The organism is Paraburkholderia sediminicola (assembly GCF_046026855.1).
GTDB classification, from domain to species: Bacteria; Pseudomonadota; Gammaproteobacteria; order Burkholderiales; family Burkholderiaceae; genus Paraburkholderia; species Paraburkholderia sediminicola_A.
Window position 1 is genome coordinate 235734 of sequence record NZ_JAQQET010000009.1, and the last position, 16446, is coordinate 252179.

The window sequence follows — 16446 nt, forward strand, 5'->3', positions numbered from 1 at the left end:
CCTTTTGGTTTGCACATCCGTCAGCGAATTCGTTAGCCAACCCATTCGCCCACCCAAGACATTCAGGAGACATTCATGGCCAAGATGAGAGCCGTCGACGCAGCCGTGCTGGTGCTCGAAAAAGAAGGCATCAACACCGCATTCGGCGTTCCGGGCGCAGCAATCAACCCGTTCTACTCGGCCATGCGCAAGGCAGGCAGCATCAGCCACGTACTGGCACGTCACGTCGAAGGTGCGTCGCACATGGCCGAAGGCTATACGCGCGCCCAGCCGGGCAACATCGGCGTGTGTATCGGCACGTCAGGCCCCGCCGGCACCGACATGATCACCGGTTTGTACTCCGCTCAGGCCGACTCGATTCCTATTCTCGCTATCACGGGCCAGGCGCCGCGCGCGCGTCTGTACAAGGAAGACTTCCAGGCCGTCGATATCGAATCGATCGCCAAACCGGTCACCAAGTGGGCCGTCACCGTGCGTGAGCCGGCTCTCGTGCCGCGCGTGTTCCAGCAGGCATTCCACCTGATGCGCTCGGGCCGTCCGGGTCCGGTGCTGGTCGACCTGCCGATCGACGTGCAACTCGCCGAAATCGAATTCGACATCGACACGTACGAACCGCTGCCGGTCTACAAGCCCAAAGCAACGCGCAAGCAGATCGAAGCCGCGCTGAAGATGCTCAACGACGCTGAAAAGCCGTTGATCGTCTCGGGTGGCGGCGTGCTGAACGCAGCCGCTGAAGACCTGCTGGTCGAATTCGCCGAAACCATCGGCGTGCCGGTGATCCCGACGTTGATGTCGTGGGGTGCGATTCCTGACGACCATCCGTTGATGGCCGGCATGGTTGGCTTGCAAACCTCGCATCGCTACGGCAACGCGACGATGCTCGCCTCCGACTTCGTGCTCGGCATCGGCAACCGCTGGGCAAACCGTCACACGGGCAGCGTCGAGGTTTATACGAAGGGCCGTAAGTTCGTGCACGTGGACATCGAGCCGACGCAGATCGGCCGCGTGTTCGGACCGGACCTCGGCATCGTATCGGACGCGAAGTTCGCGCTCGAACTGTTCGTCGAAGTGGCGAAGGAATGGAAGGCCGCCGGCAAGCTGAAGGACCGCAGCGCATGGGTCGCCGATTGCCAGCAACGCAAGCAGACGATGCACCGCAAGACGCACTTCGACAACGTGCCGATGAAGCCGCAGCGCGTGTACGAAGAGATGAATCAGGTGTTCGGCCGCGATACCTGCTACGTGAGCACGATCGGTTTGTCGCAGATCGCCGGCGCGCAATTCCTGCACGTCTACAAGGCGCGCAACTGGATCAACTGCGGCCAGGCAGGCCCGCTGGGCTGGACGATTCCGGCAGCACTCGGTGTGCGCGCAGCCGACCCGCAACGTCCGATCGTCGCACTCTCGGGCGACTACGACTTCCAGTTCATGATCGAAGAACTGGCAGTCGGCGCGCAATTCAAGCTGCCGTATGTGCACGTGGTGGTGAACAACTCGTACCTCGGTTTGATCCGCCAGGCACAGCGCGCGTTCGATATGGACTTCTGCGTGCAGCTGGGCTTCGAGAACATCAATGCGCCGGAAATGAACGGCTACGGCGTGGATCACGTGGCGGTTGCCGAAGGCCTGGGTTGCAAGGCGATCCGCGTGTTCAAACCGGAAGAACTGAAGCCGGCGCTGTTGAAAGCGCAATCGATGCTCTCCGAATTCAACGTGCCGGTGATCGTCGAAGTGATCCTCGAACGTGTGACCAACATTTCGATGGGCACCGAGATCGACGCGGTCAACGAGTTCGAAGAGCTGGCCGAAAAGCGCGCAGACGCGCCGACGGCAATCAGCATGCTTGACTGAACTGAGCGTCCAGACGCTTTGACCCGATGTGCATCACATGAGCGCGGCCCGGCATCCCTCGGCCGCCTCATGAAGTTATTCCACTGACCGACCAGCGAGACACAAGCATCATGCCGAAATTTGCAGCGAATCTCACCATGCTGTTCAACGAAGTCCCGTTCCTCGACCGTTTTGCGGCAGCAGCGGACGCGGGCTTCAACGCAGTCGAATTCCTGTTTCCGTATCCGTATCAGATCGCTGAATTGAGCGAGCGTCTGCAGCAGAACCGTCTCAAGCTCGTGTTGCACAACCTGCCCGCGGGCAACTGGGAAGCGGGTGAACGCGGCATCGCGTGCCTGCCGGATCGCGTGGGCGAGTTTCAGGAAGGCGTCGGCCGCGCGATCGAATACGCGACGGCCCTGAAGGTGCCGCAACTGAACTGCCTCGTCGGTATTCCGACGGCGGGCGTCGATGCAGACAAAGCACGCTCGACGATCGTCGACAACCTGCGCTTCGCCGCGGGCGAATTGAAGAAAGCGGGCATCAGGCTGCTGGTCGAGCCGTGCAATTCGTACGACATCCCCGGCTTCGCGCTGAACCGTTCGGGCGAAGGCCTCGATGTGATTCGCGCCGTGGGTTCGGACAATCTGTTCCTGCAATACGACATCTATCACATGCAACGGATGGAAGGCGAACTCGCGGCAACGATCAAAAAGAATCTGCCGCAGATCGCGCACATTCAGCTCGCCGACAACCCGGGCCGCAACGAACCGGGCACTGGCGAAATCAACTACCCGTTCCTGTTCGACCTGCTCGATTCGCTCGGCTACGAAGGCTACGTCGGTTGCGAATACAAGCCGCGCACGACCACTGCCGCCGGCCTCGGCTGGGTGCAGAGCGTGGCTGGGCAAACCCGCGGCGCAGCCCACGCCGCCGCCTGATCGATCCATTGATCACATCAGGCACACCTCCCCAAACAACACTGGAGATTTAGACACATGGCAAAGATCGGTTTCATCGGCCTCGGCATCATGGGCGCGCACATGGCGCGCAACCTCATCAAGGGCGGTCACACGCTGTTCGTGAATGGCGCGTACCCGGTGCCGGAAGATCTGAGCAAAAGCGCGAGCGTCGTCGCCAGTTCGACGGCTGTCGCACAAGCCGCCGACATCGTCATCATCATGGTGCCGGACACGCCTGACGTCGCCAACGTGCTGTTCGCCGACGACGGCGTCGCCGCCGGCCTCTCGCAGGGCAAGCTGGTGATCGACATGAGCTCGATCTCGCCGCTCGACACGCAAGCCTTCGCGAAGAAGATCAACGCGCTCGGCGCCGACTACCTCGATGCACCGGTGTCCGGCGGCGAAGTCGGCGCGCGTGAAGCGTCGCTGACGATCATGGTGGGCGGCCCGGAAAAGGCCTTCGCATTTGCCAAGCCGCTGTTCGAACTGATGGGCAAGAACATCTCGCTGATCGGCGACAACGGTGCGGGTCAGACCTGCAAGGTCGCGAACCAGATCATCGTTGCGCTGAACATCGAAGCAGTTGCTGAAGCACTGCTGTTCGCTTCGCGCTCGGGCGCCGATCCGGAGCGCGTGCGCAAGGCATTGATGGGCGGCTTCGCTTCGTCGCGCATTCTCGAAGTGCACGGCGAACGCATGACCAAGCGCAACTTCGACCCGGGCTTCCGCATCGAACTGCATCAGAAGGATCTGAACCTCGCACTGGACGGCGCACGCAAGCTCGGCATCGCCCTGCCGCATACGGCGAGCGCGCAACAGCTGTTCAGCGTGTGCGCAGCCAACGGCGGCAAGGCATGGGATCACTCGGCGATGGTGCGCGCGCTGGAAATCATGGCGAACTACGAAGTCGCGCAGGCACCGGGTAGCGAAGCCAAGGCTGCCTGACGCGCAAACTGAAGCAAATATGGATTGCCGCGACGGTTGCATCGCTAACGTCACGGCAATCGCAGGTGGGGCGCCCGGTTAGTCGTGCAGCAAGCACGGCGGACCGGGCAAATCGTGCCGCTCTGGGCTGAGAGCGGCAAGTGGGGTCCGCAGCGGCACCCGGCGGCGCCGGGGAAGCCTTGGTCGGTCAGACGTCGTCGTCGGGTGTCCGGCTGTCGGATTTCAAAGTTATGCGTTTTCCGCCAAACTCTCGCAGCGGGTGCTTCATGCACGCCGCCTGCCAGCACCTCTCTTTGCAGGTCTCCTCGCGCGTGTGCTCGCAAGTCCGCTTGCATTTGCTTGCAACTCCGCGCCCGCGGCGCGACCTTTTTTGACACATTGCTTCGCGCTTTTCTCCTACACTCGTTGAGTCTGGTTGCGGGCGTATCAGCGTTCAAGTGCGGCTTGCCGATTGTGGCAAAGCATGTCCTCTGCCTCATTCGCCCGATTCCAGACCAGTGTTCAACCCGTAAGCGGAATGTGCTTGCGCCAGAAACCCATCTGCAAAGGATTCAGAATGAGCATCTTTGGTGACATCGTAAACAAGCTCTTCGGCAAAGCGAAGCCCGACCAGCCTGCGCCTGCGGTTGAGCCGACACCGGATCCGGCAGCGGCGCAAGCTGCTGCGCCGGAGGCTGCACCGGCGCCCCCGCCGCTGGCCGACGTCGACGTCGCTGTCGTCATGGACCAGTTCGTGAGTGAGAGCGGGCAAACGTTGAACTGGCGCACGTCGATCGTCGACACGCTGAAAGCGCTCGGCGTCGACAGCAGCCTCGAGCATCGCAAGCAGCTCGCACAGGAGCTGAAGTACAGCGGCGACACGAACGATTCGGCGAGCATGAACGTCTGGCTGCACAAACAGGTGATGCAAGCGCTGGCGGCGAACGGCGGGAAGTTGCCTCCGGATCTGGCGGCCTAACGGTTTGCTGGCGTCGCCTGGTTCCGGCGATTGCGATAAACCTTAAGCTGAAACGACAACGCGGCGCCCGGGTCGATGACCTGGGCGCCGCGTTGTCATTCAAGCTTCATGTGCGGGACACGGTTCTGACCTTGAACCGGGTTGTCCGCGCCAAATCAATCAGTACGTATCGAAAGTCTTCTGCAACGCAACCGGCCCCGTGCCACCGGCGGCCAGTGCGAGCATCAGCAGAACCCGCGCCTTGTACGGATTCAGCGAGCCCGCGCTGATGAAACCGAGCGCATCGTCCGCAGCTGCGCCGTTGCGCATGACGTGACCTGAGCCCACACGCGACGAACGCACCACCGCCACACCTTGCGAGGCTGCGTCGGCCAATGCCTGTTGCATGGAAGCGTGAATCGAGCCGTTGCCCGTGCCCGCCACCACGATGCCGCGCACGCCGGTCGCCACCAACGCATCCACGGCGATCCGCGAGACGCCTGCATAGCTCACGACAACCTCCACATGCGGCCACTTGGCGCCGATCACGAATTCGGCCGCGAGCGTATGCGGGCGCACTACGCTGCGCTGGAATTCGACACGGCCGTCCTGCACCCAACCGAGCGCACCGATCTCCGGGGACTGGAAGGCATCGACGGCGTACGTGCTCGTCTTGACCACGTCGCGCGCACTGTGGATCTTGTTGTTGAAGGCCACCAGCACGCCCTGCCCGCGCGAACCCTCGTGCGCCGCAACCGTCACGGCATTCAGCAGATTCAACGGACCATCGGCGGACAGCGCCGATGCCGGACGCATTGCCGCTGTCAGCACGACCGGCTTATCCGACTTGATCGTCAGATGCAACAGATAGGCGGTTTCTTCGAGTGTGTCGGTGCCGTGCGTGACCACCACGCCGTCGACGTCATCGGCGGCCAGCAGCGTGTTGATGCGTTGCGCGAGCGTGGTCCAAAGCAGCATCGCCATGTCTTTACTGTCAACGCTGGCAATCTGTTCAGGCGCGATTCGCGCGACCGTGGACAAAGCCGGCACCACGGCCAGCAATTGATCGACGCCGACCACACCCGCCTGGTAGCCGGACGTGTTGGTGGCGTCCGCGGCCGACCCGGCGATCGTGCCGCCGGTTGCCAGCACGGCGATGCGCGGCAGCCGGGGCGTTGCGCCTTCGTCGGAAGGCGTCGCGGAAGATGAGGTCAAAGTATTCATGGCGGCGATTGTAAGCGATGCGCCGCACGCCGCCATGCGTGAAAAAAAACGGATACCCGTTCGTTTTGGCTTGCCCGGACGCTCAAATCGGCGGATTCAGGCCAGCCTGCGCGCCGCCGGACCACACGAGTGAGTTACACCAGTGAATCGTGCCAGACCATGACGGTCCGGCTCCGCTTCAAACCGCCTCGCGCAGTTGCGCCGCGATTTCCGCTTCGTTCAACTGCGGCGCGAACATCTCGATCAGCCGGTACGCATAGGCACGCAGGAACGCGCCCTTGCGCAAACCGACCCGCGTCGTGCTTGCCTCGAACAGATGCTGCGTATCCAGCGCGACCAGTTCCGAGTCGCGCTTCGGGTCGTAGGCCATGGCCGCGACTATGCCGATGCCCATGCCGAGTTCGACGTAAGTCTTGATCACGTCGGCATCGATTGCGGTCAACACGACGTCAGGCAACGCGCCCGCTTTCGCGAACGCCTGGTCAATGTGCGAGCGGCCCGTAAAGTCCTGGTCGTACGTGACGATCGGGAATTCGGCGATTTCGTCGAGCGTCAGATTCTCGCGGCCTACCAGCGGGTGGCCCTTCGGCACCACCACGACGTGATGCCATGAATAGCACGGGAACGTGACGATATCCGGGAAGCGGTCGAGCGCTTCAGTTGAAATACCGATATCCGCTTCGCCGTTGATGATCATCTGCGCAATCTGTTGCGGACTGCCCTGGCGCAACGCCAGATGCACCTTCGGGAACACCTCGGTGAATTGACGAATCACCTTCGGCAGCGCGTAACGCGCCTGCGTGTGAGTCGTCGCCACGACGAGGTGACCGCTGTCCTGATCCGCATATTGGCGTGCGACGCGGCGCAGATTCTCCGCATCGAGCAACATCCGCTCGATCAGTTGATGCACCGCCTTGCCCGGCTCGGTGAGGCCCGTCAGACGCTTGCCGCGCCGGATGAAAATATCGACGCCGAGTTCGTCTTCCAGATCCTTGATCTGTTTCGATACGCCCGACTGCGACGTATACAACACATTCGCCACCTCAGTCAGATTCATGTTCTGACGCACGGCCTCGCGCACGAAGCGCAATTGCTGGAAGTTCATCTGTATATCTCCGGTTAAGCCAGAGTCGAGTTATTAGAGTTTGATCGAAACGCCGAGTGTTGTCGCGCTGCTTATGGCACTGCCTGTCGCATCGTTTACTGCGCGGGAAATACGCGCAACGCGCGCGGCACTGCGGTCACGCCATCGCCGATCGCCAGTTGCAGATCGCGCCACGATTCGCGATCGAGCTCCGCTTCGAGCACATTGCCCTCACGGCCCGCCAGCTCCACACGCACCGAACCGCCGAGCGTCACCACGCGCCGCACATCGACCACAATGCCTTCGCGGTGGCCAGATGCCTGTGGATACAACTGCAGATCGTGCGGACGCACATAGGCAAACGCAGGCCCGCTGAAATCGGCCTTGATCGCGACCGGCAACGCCGCGCCGTCGACCACGAAGCCGCTCGCATCCACCTTGCCGTGCAGGCGGTTCGCCGCGCCGAGAAACTCGTAGACGAACGAGGTTTGCGGATGGTCGTAGACGTCTTGCGGACTGCCCACCTGCTCCACATGCCCACGATTCAACACGACGATACGGTCGGCCACTTCGAGCGCCTCTTCCTGATCGTGCGTAACGAAAATCGTCGAGATATGCAGATCGTCATGCAAACGACGCAGCCAGCTGCGCAATTCCTTGCGCACCTTCGCATCCAGCGCGCCGAACGGTTCGTCGAGCAACAGCACCTTAGGTTCGACAGCCAGCGCGCGCGCCAACGCAATGCGCTGCCGCTGACCGCCCGACAGTTCCGACGGATAGCGCTGCGCGAGCCAGTCGAGTTGCACAAGTTTGAGGAGTTCATGCACCTTCTCGCGAATCACCGCTTCCGAAGGCCGCTCCTTGCGGGGCTTCACACGCAAGCCGAACGCGACGTTCTCGAACACCGTCATATGCCGGAACAAGGCGTAATGCTGGAACACGAAGCCGACTTCACGCTCACGCGCGCCGACCGTGGCGACGTCCTGGCCTTGCAGCACGACCTGGCCGCCGTCCGCGTATTCGAGCCCGGCAATCACACGCAGCAAGGTGGTCTTGCCACACCCCGACGGCCCGAGCAGCGCAACCAGTTCACCCGGCGGAAAGTCGAGCGAAACGTTATCGAGCGCGACAAAATCTCCGAAGCGCTTTTGCAGGTTACGAACGGTGATACCCATTACAGCTCTCCTTGCTTGAGCGCGTGTTGCTTTGATTGTTGCTGCAGTACATGTGTTGCATTGCCGGACTGTGAAGCGGACGTCGACGCGACAGGCCCTGCGTACGCCGGCACATCGCGCGCGGCAGACAGTTCCGCCGACATATGGCGCTCGGCGAGCAGTTTCAGACCGAGCGTCACGAGTGCCAGCAAGGCCAGCACCGACGCTACGGCGAACGCCGCCGAGAAGTTGTATTCGTTATAGAGAATTTCGACGTGCAACGGCATCGTGTCGGTCTGACCGCGAATGTGGCCGGACACCACTGACACCGCGCCGAACTCGCCCATCGCCCGCGCATTACACAGAATCACGCCATACAGCAGGCCCCATTTCACGTTCGGCAGCGTGACCCGGCGAAAGATCTGCCAGCCCGATGCGCCGAGCACATGCGCGGCTTCTTCTTCATCGTTGCCTTGCGCCTGCATCAGCGGAATCAGTTCACGCGCGACGAACGGGAATGTGACGAAGATCGTCGCCAGCACGATACCCGGCACCGCGAAGATGATCTGCACATTGTGGTCCAGCAGCCACGGGCCGAACCAGCCTTGCGCGCCGAACATCAGCACGTAGATCAAACCGGAGATCACCGGCGAGACCGAGAACGGCAGATCGATCAACGTGGTCAGCAATGCCTTGCCCCGGAATTCGAACTTGGCAATACACCACGACGCAGCGAGACCGAACACGAGATTCAGCGGCACTGCAATCGCTGCCGTAATCACGGTGAGTTTGATGGCCGACAACGCATCCGGATCGGCAAGCGATTCCAGATAGAAGCCGATGCCCTTGCTCAAAGCCTGATAGAACACGGCGACGAGCGGCACAACCAGGAACAGCGCGAGAAACAGCAACGCGATGCCAGTCAGAATCCAGCGCACCACGGGCGGCTCGGTGACCGGATCGGGCCGGCGTGCGACATTGAGCGGCGCGCGTGGCGCCACGGCGACCGCGGCCGTACCGGCCCCCTTCACGGAATTCACGGAATCGCGGCTCATTGCGCACCTCCGCCGACACCGATCGCCACCACGCTCGCAACGGCCGGCGCAGGACCCGCGCCGCCACGACCCGTCCGGCGCTGCAGATACCACTGCAGCGTATTGATGAACAACAGCATCAGAAACGATACCACTAGCATCACGACCGCGATGGCCGTGGCACCGGCGTAATCGTATTGTTCGAGTTTGGTAATGATCAGCAGCGACGTGATTTCCGATTTCATCGGCACGTTACCGGCGATGAAAATCACCGACCCGTACTCGCCTAGCGCCCGCGCGAACGCCAGCGCGAAACCGGTCAGCAAGGCCGGGAACACCGCCGGCAGCACCACGCGGCGAAAGGTCAGCCAGCGCGAAGCGCCGAGGCACGCAGCGGCCTCTTCCTGCTCGCGTTCGAACTCTTCGAGCACCGGCTGGACAGTCCGCACGACGAACGGCAAGCCGATAAACGTCAGCGCGATGAGTACGCCAGCCGGCGTAAAGGCGATCTTGATGCCGAGCGGTTCGAGAAACTGCCCGATCCAGCCATTGCCCGCATACACGGCCGCGAGCGAAATGCCCGCCACCGACGTAGGCAGCGCAAACGGCAGATCGACCACCGCATCGACAATGCGCTTGAACGGGAACGTATAGCGCACCAGCACCCACGCGACCAGAAAGCCGAACACCGCGTTGATCAGCGCGCCGCCGAGGGCCGAGAAAAACGTCAGGCGATACGACGCGAGCACGCGCGGCGAGCTCACCGCGCGCACGAACTGACTCCAGTCGAGCGTCGCGGTCTTGAGAAAGGTCGCCGCCAGCGGAATCAGCACCACGAGGCTCAGATAAGCCACCGTGATGCCGAGTGTCAGGCCAAAACCGGGCAATGCGCTCGGTTTTCGGAAGGTGAACGTCGTCATGCTGAGTACTCTTCAGGGTTGAGGCCGGCGGCTCTTTTTTCGGCCGCCTGACTGGCCAAAAAGCGCGCCCGGTGGGCGCGCTTCGTGGCGGGTGATACATGCGCGTTTTAACGACGCGGGTTCAACTGTGTGTCGCTTACTGCGGCGAGTAGATCGAATCGAACACGCCACCATCGGCAAAGTGCGTCTTCTGCGCGTTCGCCCAGCCGCCGAACGAATCGTCGATCGTGTACAGCTTCAGCTTGGGAAACTTCGAGGTCAGCTCAGCCGGCACCTTGTTCGAACGCGGACGATAGAAGTTCTTCGCCGCGATCTCCTGACCCTGCTCGCTGTACAGGAAGTTCAGATACGCCTCGGCCAGCTTGCGCGTGCCGTGCCTGTCGACCACCTTGTCCACCACGGCAACCGGCGGCTCGGCCAGAATGCTCACCGACGGCACGACGATTTCAAACTTCTCCGGCCCGAATTCCTTCAGCGAGAGGAACGCTTCGTTTTCCCACGCAATCAGTACGTCGCCGATCCCGCGTTGCACGAAGCTGGTGGTCGCGCCACGCGCGCCCGAATCCAGTACGCCGGCATTCTTATAGAGCTTGCCGACGAATTCCCTGGCCTTCTGGTCGTTGCCGCCCGGCTGATGTTCTGCATAAGCCCATGCAGCCAGGTAGTTCCAGCGTGCGCCACCCGAGGTTTTCGGATTCGGCGTGACGATCGACACGCCCGGCTTGATCAGATCGTCCCAATCCTTGATGTGCTTCGGGTTGCCCTTGCGCACGAGAAACACGATCGTCGACGTGTACGGCGACGCGTTGTCCGGCAAACGCTTTTGCCAGCCTTTGTCGAGCAATCCCTTGCTAGCCAGCGCGTCAATATCGTAGGCGAGCGCCAGGGTCACGACGTCCGCCTGCAAACCGTCCAGCACCGAACGAGCTTGCGCGCCCGAACCGCCATGCGACTGCTTGAAGGTGATCGTTTCGCCCGTTTTGGCCTTCCATTCCTTGCCGAATGCCTGGTTGACGTCCTGGTACAACTCGCGTGTCGGGTCATACGACACGTTCAGCAGCGTTGCGTCGGCTGCATGTGCCGGCGTCATGACGCCGACCGTGGCAATCGTGCCGACTGCGCCGAATGCGAGCGCCGCGATGAATTTTCTGGTCCTGCCTGCCAGCCCCGTACCTTGATGGTTCATGCCAACTTTCTCCGCGTTGTGGTCCGCTGAAACAGCGTGTGGTGTTCTTTTACGTCGCGGTCACGTGCACATGAGCGCCAACTCGAAGGGCAGTCTATCGAAGAGCTTTCATCATTAAAAATAATGTTTCTTCATTCTTTAATACGCAAAAGTGGTAATGACGGCTGGATAAGGCGTTGCGACACGAAAACGGGTGTTGTAGCGTCCGTTTACGGCGCCGGAACGCCACCCCGGACCGCGAACTTAAAGTAAAGCTTGAATTGCGCGGAATACTGTATAAAAATACAGGCACCTGTTCATACATACAGTGGCCCCATGACCAAACTCACCGCACGACAACAGCAGGTTTTCGATCTGATCCGCCGGGCCATCGAACGCAGCGGCTTTCCGCCCACCCGCGCGGAGATCGCCGCCGAGCTGGGTTTCAGCTCGGCCAACTCGGCAGAAGAACATTTGCGGGCGCTGGCTCGCAAGGGCGTGATCGAACTCGCGGCGGGTGCGTCGCGGGGCATTCGCCTGCTGGGCGGCTCGGAAGATTCGCCGTACCAGTTCACGCTACCGCACGCCAGCATCATGCAACTTTCGTTGCCGCTGATCGGCCGGGTTGCGGCGGGTAGCCCGATCCTCGCGCAGGAACATATCTCGCAGCACTATGCGTGCGACCCGGCGCTGTTCTCGAGCAAGCCGGATTACCTGCTGAAGGTGCGCGGGCTGTCCATGCGCGACGCGGGTATTTTCGACGGCGACCTGCTCGCGGTGCAGAAGAAAAGCGAAGCCAACGACGGCCAGATCATCATCGCGCGTCTCGGCGACGACGTAACGGTCAAACGGCTGAAGCGCCGCCCGAACGGTCTCGAGCTGATCGCTGAGAACCCCGATTACGAAAACATCTTCGTTGAAACCGGCAGTGCGGAGTTCGCGCTGGAGGGTATCGCTGTTGGGCTGATCCGCCCCGGCGAGTTCTGACTACCCTGCTCGTCCGCCAAACCGAAGCTGCCCCAACGTTGAAACGCCTGGAGAGACTCATGGAACGCTTTGCCCGCCTGCTGCCTTTTCGCCAGTTCGGTCGTTTGCGCCACCTGCGCAAGCTGGTGCCCTGCTCACTGATCGAGGCGTCCACGGCCAGCGCGCCATCGCTGTTCGACGAGCCCACCAGCGTATCGAGCTTGCCTTCCTCGCTGCCGGCTTTTGCTCGTGTGTCGTTGAATTCGGGGCTGAATACGGCTGAACCGGCACGTCGTGCGCCGGTGCGCGTGTATCACGGGCCGTCACGGCTGATCATGGTCGGCACCGTAGACGCCGTGTGCCGCATGATCGATCGCTGCATCGCCGACGAAGCCAATGTGCACGGCGCGGTATTCGAGTCTTAAGCGGCACTGCACAGACAATCCGCTACTGCAGTGCGGCGCACGTAACGGCTTTTCGCCAGCCGGCGCCTTCTCGGATATCGCATCGCCTGGGATCGTTTTCGCGTGGCTACGGTCCACGTTAGATCACACCTGATGGAGAGTCCCACTAGATGGCAGATTCAACACCTACGAGGCGCAACGCCACCCGGCCACTGATCGTCACTTTGATTGTGATTGTGGTCATCGCCGCATTGGGGTTCGCTTACGCGTCGCCCTACATGGCGCTGAACAACCTCAAGCGCGCGGCGGATGCGCGTGATGCGCAAACCGTCAATGAATACGTCGACTTTCCCGCATTGCGCGAGAGCCTGAAGCAACAGGTCACCGGCTTGTTAACACGTCGGCTCGACGCGCATGGCAACGGCAATCCGTTCGCGGCAATTGGCGCAATGATCGGCGTGGCCTTGATCGGTCCGCTGGTCGACGCCTATGCAACACCCGACGGCGTCGCGGCATTGCTGAATGGCATGCCGCCGCGCGGCAACCCGGGCGAGCGGCCGCCGGTGCCGGGCGCTGCGGAAAATCCGCCGGCCGCAGCAGCGCCTGCGCCGCAACCCCCGGTTGCCGGCAATACGAATAACGGCGCAGCTAACAACGGCAACGACGCTACGCCGCCGCAACCGCCGCAACCGCCGCAAACCACGGCAGGCTATCGCGGCCTCAACGAGTTCGTCGTCACTTATCAGCATGGTGCCGGTGACGCGCGTTACTCGGCGATCTTGCAGCGTGAAGGTCTGTTCACATGGAAGCTGGCTGCGGTCAATCTGAACGAGTGATCGCCTGGCATGCGCTATCGGCCTGAGCGAATCACAGTTTGGCCGAACGGGTGCCCTGAACGAGCGACCGTTCGGCTCACGTGGCCCATTCCACTCCGCCCACGCGCTCCCACACCGCCGTGAGTCAAGCCGCCACTTGCTGCTGCTCCTGCTCCTGCTCCTTCGCGGAAGAGCACGCCACCAGAATGCTGCACGAGATCCGGTCGAGCAGCGGTGTATTCCCCGCGCCCATCCACCATCGTGACAGGCCGGTGCGGCAACGGTGGCCGACCACCACGAGATCGACATGCAATTCGTTGGCGAGGTGGGCGATCTCGTCGATCGGATGGCCAAACGCAAAATGCCCTTGCGCGGTCACGCCGCGTTCGGTGAGCCAGTCCACCCCTTCCTGCAGGATGTCGCGGGCTGTTTTTTCGAAACTGCCGCAAGCCACATCGGTCAGCAGGCCCGCGCTTTGCGCAATGCTCGAACGCATGTCGACCACGGATAGTAAGTGCGTTTCCGCCTTCAGATCCAACGCCAGGTCGGCGCCGCAACGTAACGCTTTGCGGCCTTCACGCGAGCCGTCGTAGCACAGCAGGATTTTTTGGTAGCTCGCCATGATTTTTCTCCCATCCCGCGAGGAACGCGGTCTTAATGAATCATGGTGCGCCGCAATTCAGGTTGCAAGGGATGGAAAACGCTAAGTGCGCCCTAAACAGGTGCGTGCTGGATTCGTGGCGGGTTTAGGCCGGCGTGGGTCGAGTCGCGGGCGCGCGGGAACCTTTGCCGCAGCGCAAGAAACGCCGTCCGCCGCATCCGGCGACGATCAACACCTGTCTGCCGATGCCATAGAATGAACGACCTTACCGGCCATTTGCATCTTTTCCCGGAGCCTCAATCGATCCATGTCTGAACTCGCCATTGAATTCCAGCAGGTTAAAAAAAGCTACGGCGAAAAGATGGTCGTCGACGGACTGTCGTTTCATGTCAACGCCGGGGAATGTTTCGGCCTGCTCGGCCCGAACGGCGCGGGCAAAACCACCACGTTGCGCATGCTGCTCGGCATCGCCGCGCCGGACGCCGGCATGATCCGCCTGTGCGGCGAGCCGATTCCCAACCGCGCGCGCGTGGCGCGTGCGCGTGTCGGCGTAGTGCCGCAGTTCGACAATCTCGATCCCGATTTCACGGTCCGCGAAAACCTGCTGGTATTCGGCCGCTACTTCGGTCTGAGCGCCGCGCAATGCCGCGCGATGGTACCGTCGCTGCTCGAATTTGCACGCCTCGAAAATAAGGCGGATGCACGCGTGAGCGAACTGTCGGGCGGCATGAAGCGGCGCCTCACGCTGGCTCGCGCGCTCGTCAACGATCCTGACGTGCTGATCATGGACGAGCCGACCACCGGCCTCGATCCGCAAGCCCGCCATCTGATCTGGGAGCGGCTGCGCTCGCTGCTCGCGCGCGGCAAGACCATCCTGCTCACCACGCACTTCATGGAAGAAGCCGAGCGGCTGTGTCATCGCCTCTGCGTGATCGAGGAAGGACGCAAAATCGCCGAAGGCGCGCCGAGCGCATTGATCACATCCGAGATCGGCTGCGACGTGATCGAAATCTTCGGACCCGATCCGGTTGCGTTGCGCGATGAATTGGCACCGCTTGTTGAGCGCACCGAGATCAGCGGCGAGACGCTCTTCTGCTATGTGAACGACGCTCAGCCGGTACATGCCCGGCTCAAACAACGCGCCGATCTGCGCTATCTGCATCGCCCGGCCAATCTGGAAGATGTGTTCCTGCGTCTGACCGGGCGTGAGATGCAGGATTGATGCGAATCGATCCCGGCTCAGTTCGCAATCCTCTACAGCTATAACGACACGGCAAGAGACACGCAATGGACGCACGCACTTACGAAACCCACGGCGAGGCACCGTCGAAGCAGGAAACTTTCGCCGCTTTCCCCGCCAACGCCGTGAACTGGATTGCGGTGTGGCGCCGCAACTACCTGGTCTGGAGGAAGCTCGCGGTTGCTTCGATGTTCGGCAATCTTGCCGATCCGATGATCTATCTGTTCGGCCTGGGCTTCGGGCTTGGCCTGATGGTCGGGCACGTCGACGGCGTATCGTACATCGCGTTTCTCGCGGCGGGCACGGTGGCATCGAGCGTGATGATGTCGGCCAGTTTCGAGTCGATGTATTCGGGCTTTTCGCGCATGCACGTACAGCGCACGTGGGAGGCGATCATGCATACGCCGCTGACACTCGGCGACATCGTGCTCGGCGAGGTGATCTGGGCGGGGAGCAAATCGATGTTATCGGGCGCGGCGATCATGCTGGTCGCGGGTAGCCTGGGCTATGCGAGTTTTCCGTCGATGCTGCTGGCGCTGCCGGTGATCGTGTTGACGGGGCTCGCATTCGCGAGTATCGCGATGGTGGTAACCGCGCTCGCTCCGTCGTACGACTTCTTTATGTTTTACCAGACGTTGGTGTTGACGCCGATGCTGTTGTTGTCTGGTGTGTTCTTTCCTGTTTCACAGTTGCCGGCTGCGGCGCGAGTCGTGACTGAACTTTTGCCTTTGGCGCATGCTGTCGATCTGATTCGGCCGGCTATGCTTGGGCGGCCTGTCGATGGTGCTGTTTTACACGTTGCCGTGCTGGTGGTTTATGCGGTGGGTGGGTTTGTTGTTTCAGCGGTTTTGTTTCGGCGCAGGATGATGAAATAGGGTTGGGTTGGGGGCCTGCGGCCTGGCGATTTTTCGAGTGGCGGGTGGATGGTTTTTTGTGCTTCGCGGCGCTTGTTTGTCTGTTCGCCTGCGGCGTTGGCGTTTCCTTGAACTGGATTTTTTGAACCGTTTTTTGAACTGTTGACCTGGGCGGCGCTTTTGGTTTGTTTGCCTACGGTGTTGGGCTTTCCTTGATCTGGTTTCTTGGCCTTTCCTTGAATTTTTAGTGGTTTATTAGCGTCGCCCCTGTGCGGGGCAGGCACCTACTTTTCTTTGCCTGCTGCAAAGAA

At 61.5% G+C, this 16446-nt stretch carries 17 protein-coding genes; 9 read left to right on the top strand and 8 right to left on the bottom strand.

The annotated features are described in order from the left end of the window. Positions 1-75: 75 nt before the first annotated feature. The 4 genes from gcl to PQR40_RS12770 all read left to right on the top strand — a co-directional run bounded on the left by gcl (position 76) and on the right by PQR40_RS12770 (position 4695). Positions 76-1851, top strand: coding sequence for a glyoxylate carboligase (gene gcl, locus PQR40_RS12755; protein ID WP_408222876.1), 1776 nt, complete (start codon positions 76-78; stop codon positions 1849-1851). A 110-nt stretch (positions 1852-1961) separates the two neighbouring features. Next, positions 1962-2771, top strand: coding sequence for a hydroxypyruvate isomerase (gene hyi / locus PQR40_RS12760; RefSeq protein ID WP_408222874.1), 810 nt, complete (start codon positions 1962-1964; stop codon positions 2769-2771). Between the two features lie 57 nt (positions 2772-2828). Then, positions 2829-3737 (top strand): 2-hydroxy-3-oxopropionate reductase, encoded by a 909-nt coding sequence (locus PQR40_RS12765; RefSeq protein ID WP_408509095.1) that lies wholly within the window; start codon positions 2829-2831, stop codon positions 3735-3737. A gap of 556 nt (positions 3738-4293) precedes the next feature. After that, positions 4294-4695 (top strand): DUF3597 domain-containing protein, encoded by a 402-nt coding sequence (locus tag PQR40_RS12770; protein ID WP_408222870.1) that lies wholly within the window; start codon positions 4294-4296, stop codon positions 4693-4695. Between the two features lie 159 nt (positions 4696-4854). On the opposite strand, the gene PQR40_RS12775 is transcribed toward PQR40_RS12770, so the two are convergent. From PQR40_RS12775 to PQR40_RS12800, 6 genes are all read right to left on the bottom strand, one after another. Then, complete coding sequence (locus PQR40_RS12775) at positions 4855-5898, bottom strand: asparaginase (RefSeq protein WP_408509096.1); 1044 nt, start codon at positions 5896-5898, stop codon at positions 4855-4857. A gap of 178 nt (positions 5899-6076) precedes the next feature. Continuing rightward, positions 6077-7003, bottom strand: a complete 927-nt coding sequence (locus tag PQR40_RS12780; RefSeq protein ID WP_408222866.1) for a CysB family HTH-type transcriptional regulator — start codon at positions 7001-7003, stop codon at positions 6077-6079. A gap of 95 nt (positions 7004-7098) precedes the next feature. Continuing rightward, positions 7099-8157, bottom strand: coding sequence for a sulfate/molybdate ABC transporter ATP-binding protein (locus tag PQR40_RS12785; protein WP_120291561.1), 1059 nt, complete (start codon positions 8155-8157; stop codon positions 7099-7101). Continuing rightward, a complete protein-coding gene (gene cysW / locus PQR40_RS12790) occupies positions 8157-9191 on the bottom strand; it encodes a sulfate ABC transporter permease subunit CysW (protein ID WP_408388713.1) in 1035 nt (344 codons plus the stop codon). The genes PQR40_RS12785 and cysW overlap by 1 nt, the downstream gene beginning before the upstream one ends. Continuing rightward, positions 9188-10090, bottom strand: coding sequence for a sulfate ABC transporter permease subunit CysT (gene cysT, locus PQR40_RS12795; protein ID WP_408335667.1), 903 nt, complete (start codon positions 10088-10090; stop codon positions 9188-9190). Before cysT ends, cysW begins: the two co-directional genes overlap by 4 nt. A gap of 136 nt (positions 10091-10226) precedes the next feature. Beyond that, positions 10227-11276, bottom strand: a complete 1050-nt coding sequence (locus PQR40_RS12800) for a sulfate ABC transporter substrate-binding protein (RefSeq protein WP_408222860.1) — start codon at positions 11274-11276, stop codon at positions 10227-10229. 315 nt (positions 11277-11591) lie between these two features. On the opposite strand from PQR40_RS12800, the gene lexA reads away from it, so the two are divergent. The 3 genes from lexA (at position 11592) to PQR40_RS12815 (ending at position 13461) form a co-directional block, all read left to right on the top strand. Beyond that, complete coding sequence (lexA, locus tag PQR40_RS12805; RefSeq protein ID WP_408222858.1) at positions 11592-12242, top strand: transcriptional repressor LexA; 651 nt, start codon at positions 11592-11594, stop codon at positions 12240-12242. 59 nt (positions 12243-12301) lie between these two features. Further along, entirely contained in the window at positions 12302-12646 is a 345-nt protein-coding gene (locus tag PQR40_RS12810) for a hypothetical protein (protein WP_408222856.1), read from the top strand. 149 nt (positions 12647-12795) lie between these two features. After that, the gene (locus PQR40_RS12815; protein WP_408222854.1) at positions 12796-13461 is read left to right on the top strand and encodes a DUF2939 domain-containing protein; all 666 of its coding nucleotides are present in this window, start codon (positions 12796-12798) and stop codon (positions 13459-13461) included. 124 nt (positions 13462-13585) lie between these two features. Here the strand turns inward: PQR40_RS12815 and PQR40_RS12820 are convergent, their stop codons facing one another. After that, positions 13586-14062 (bottom strand): universal stress protein, encoded by a 477-nt coding sequence (locus PQR40_RS12820; protein ID WP_408222852.1) that lies wholly within the window; start codon positions 14060-14062, stop codon positions 13586-13588. A 286-nt stretch (positions 14063-14348) separates the two neighbouring features. Here PQR40_RS12820 and nodI point away from each other — a divergent pair, with 286 nt between their 5' ends. Together nodI and nodJ are read left to right on the top strand one after the other, a co-directional pair. After that, the gene (gene nodI / locus PQR40_RS12825; RefSeq protein WP_408222850.1) at positions 14349-15263 is read left to right on the top strand and encodes a nodulation factor ABC transporter ATP-binding protein NodI; all 915 of its coding nucleotides are present in this window, start codon (positions 14349-14351) and stop codon (positions 15261-15263) included. A gap of 65 nt (positions 15264-15328) precedes the next feature. Beyond that, complete coding sequence (gene nodJ / locus PQR40_RS12830; protein WP_408222848.1) at positions 15329-16156, top strand: nodulation factor ABC transporter permease subunit NodJ; 828 nt, start codon at positions 15329-15331, stop codon at positions 16154-16156. On the opposite strand, the gene PQR40_RS12835 is transcribed toward nodJ, so the two are convergent. Further along, positions 16096-16419 carry a hypothetical protein gene (locus PQR40_RS12835; RefSeq protein ID WP_408222847.1) on the bottom strand — a complete coding sequence of 108 codons (324 nt, stop codon included), beginning with the start codon at positions 16417-16419 and terminating at the stop codon, positions 16096-16098. The genes nodJ and PQR40_RS12835 overlap by 61 nt on opposite strands. Between the last annotated feature and the right edge of the window lie 27 nt (positions 16420-16446).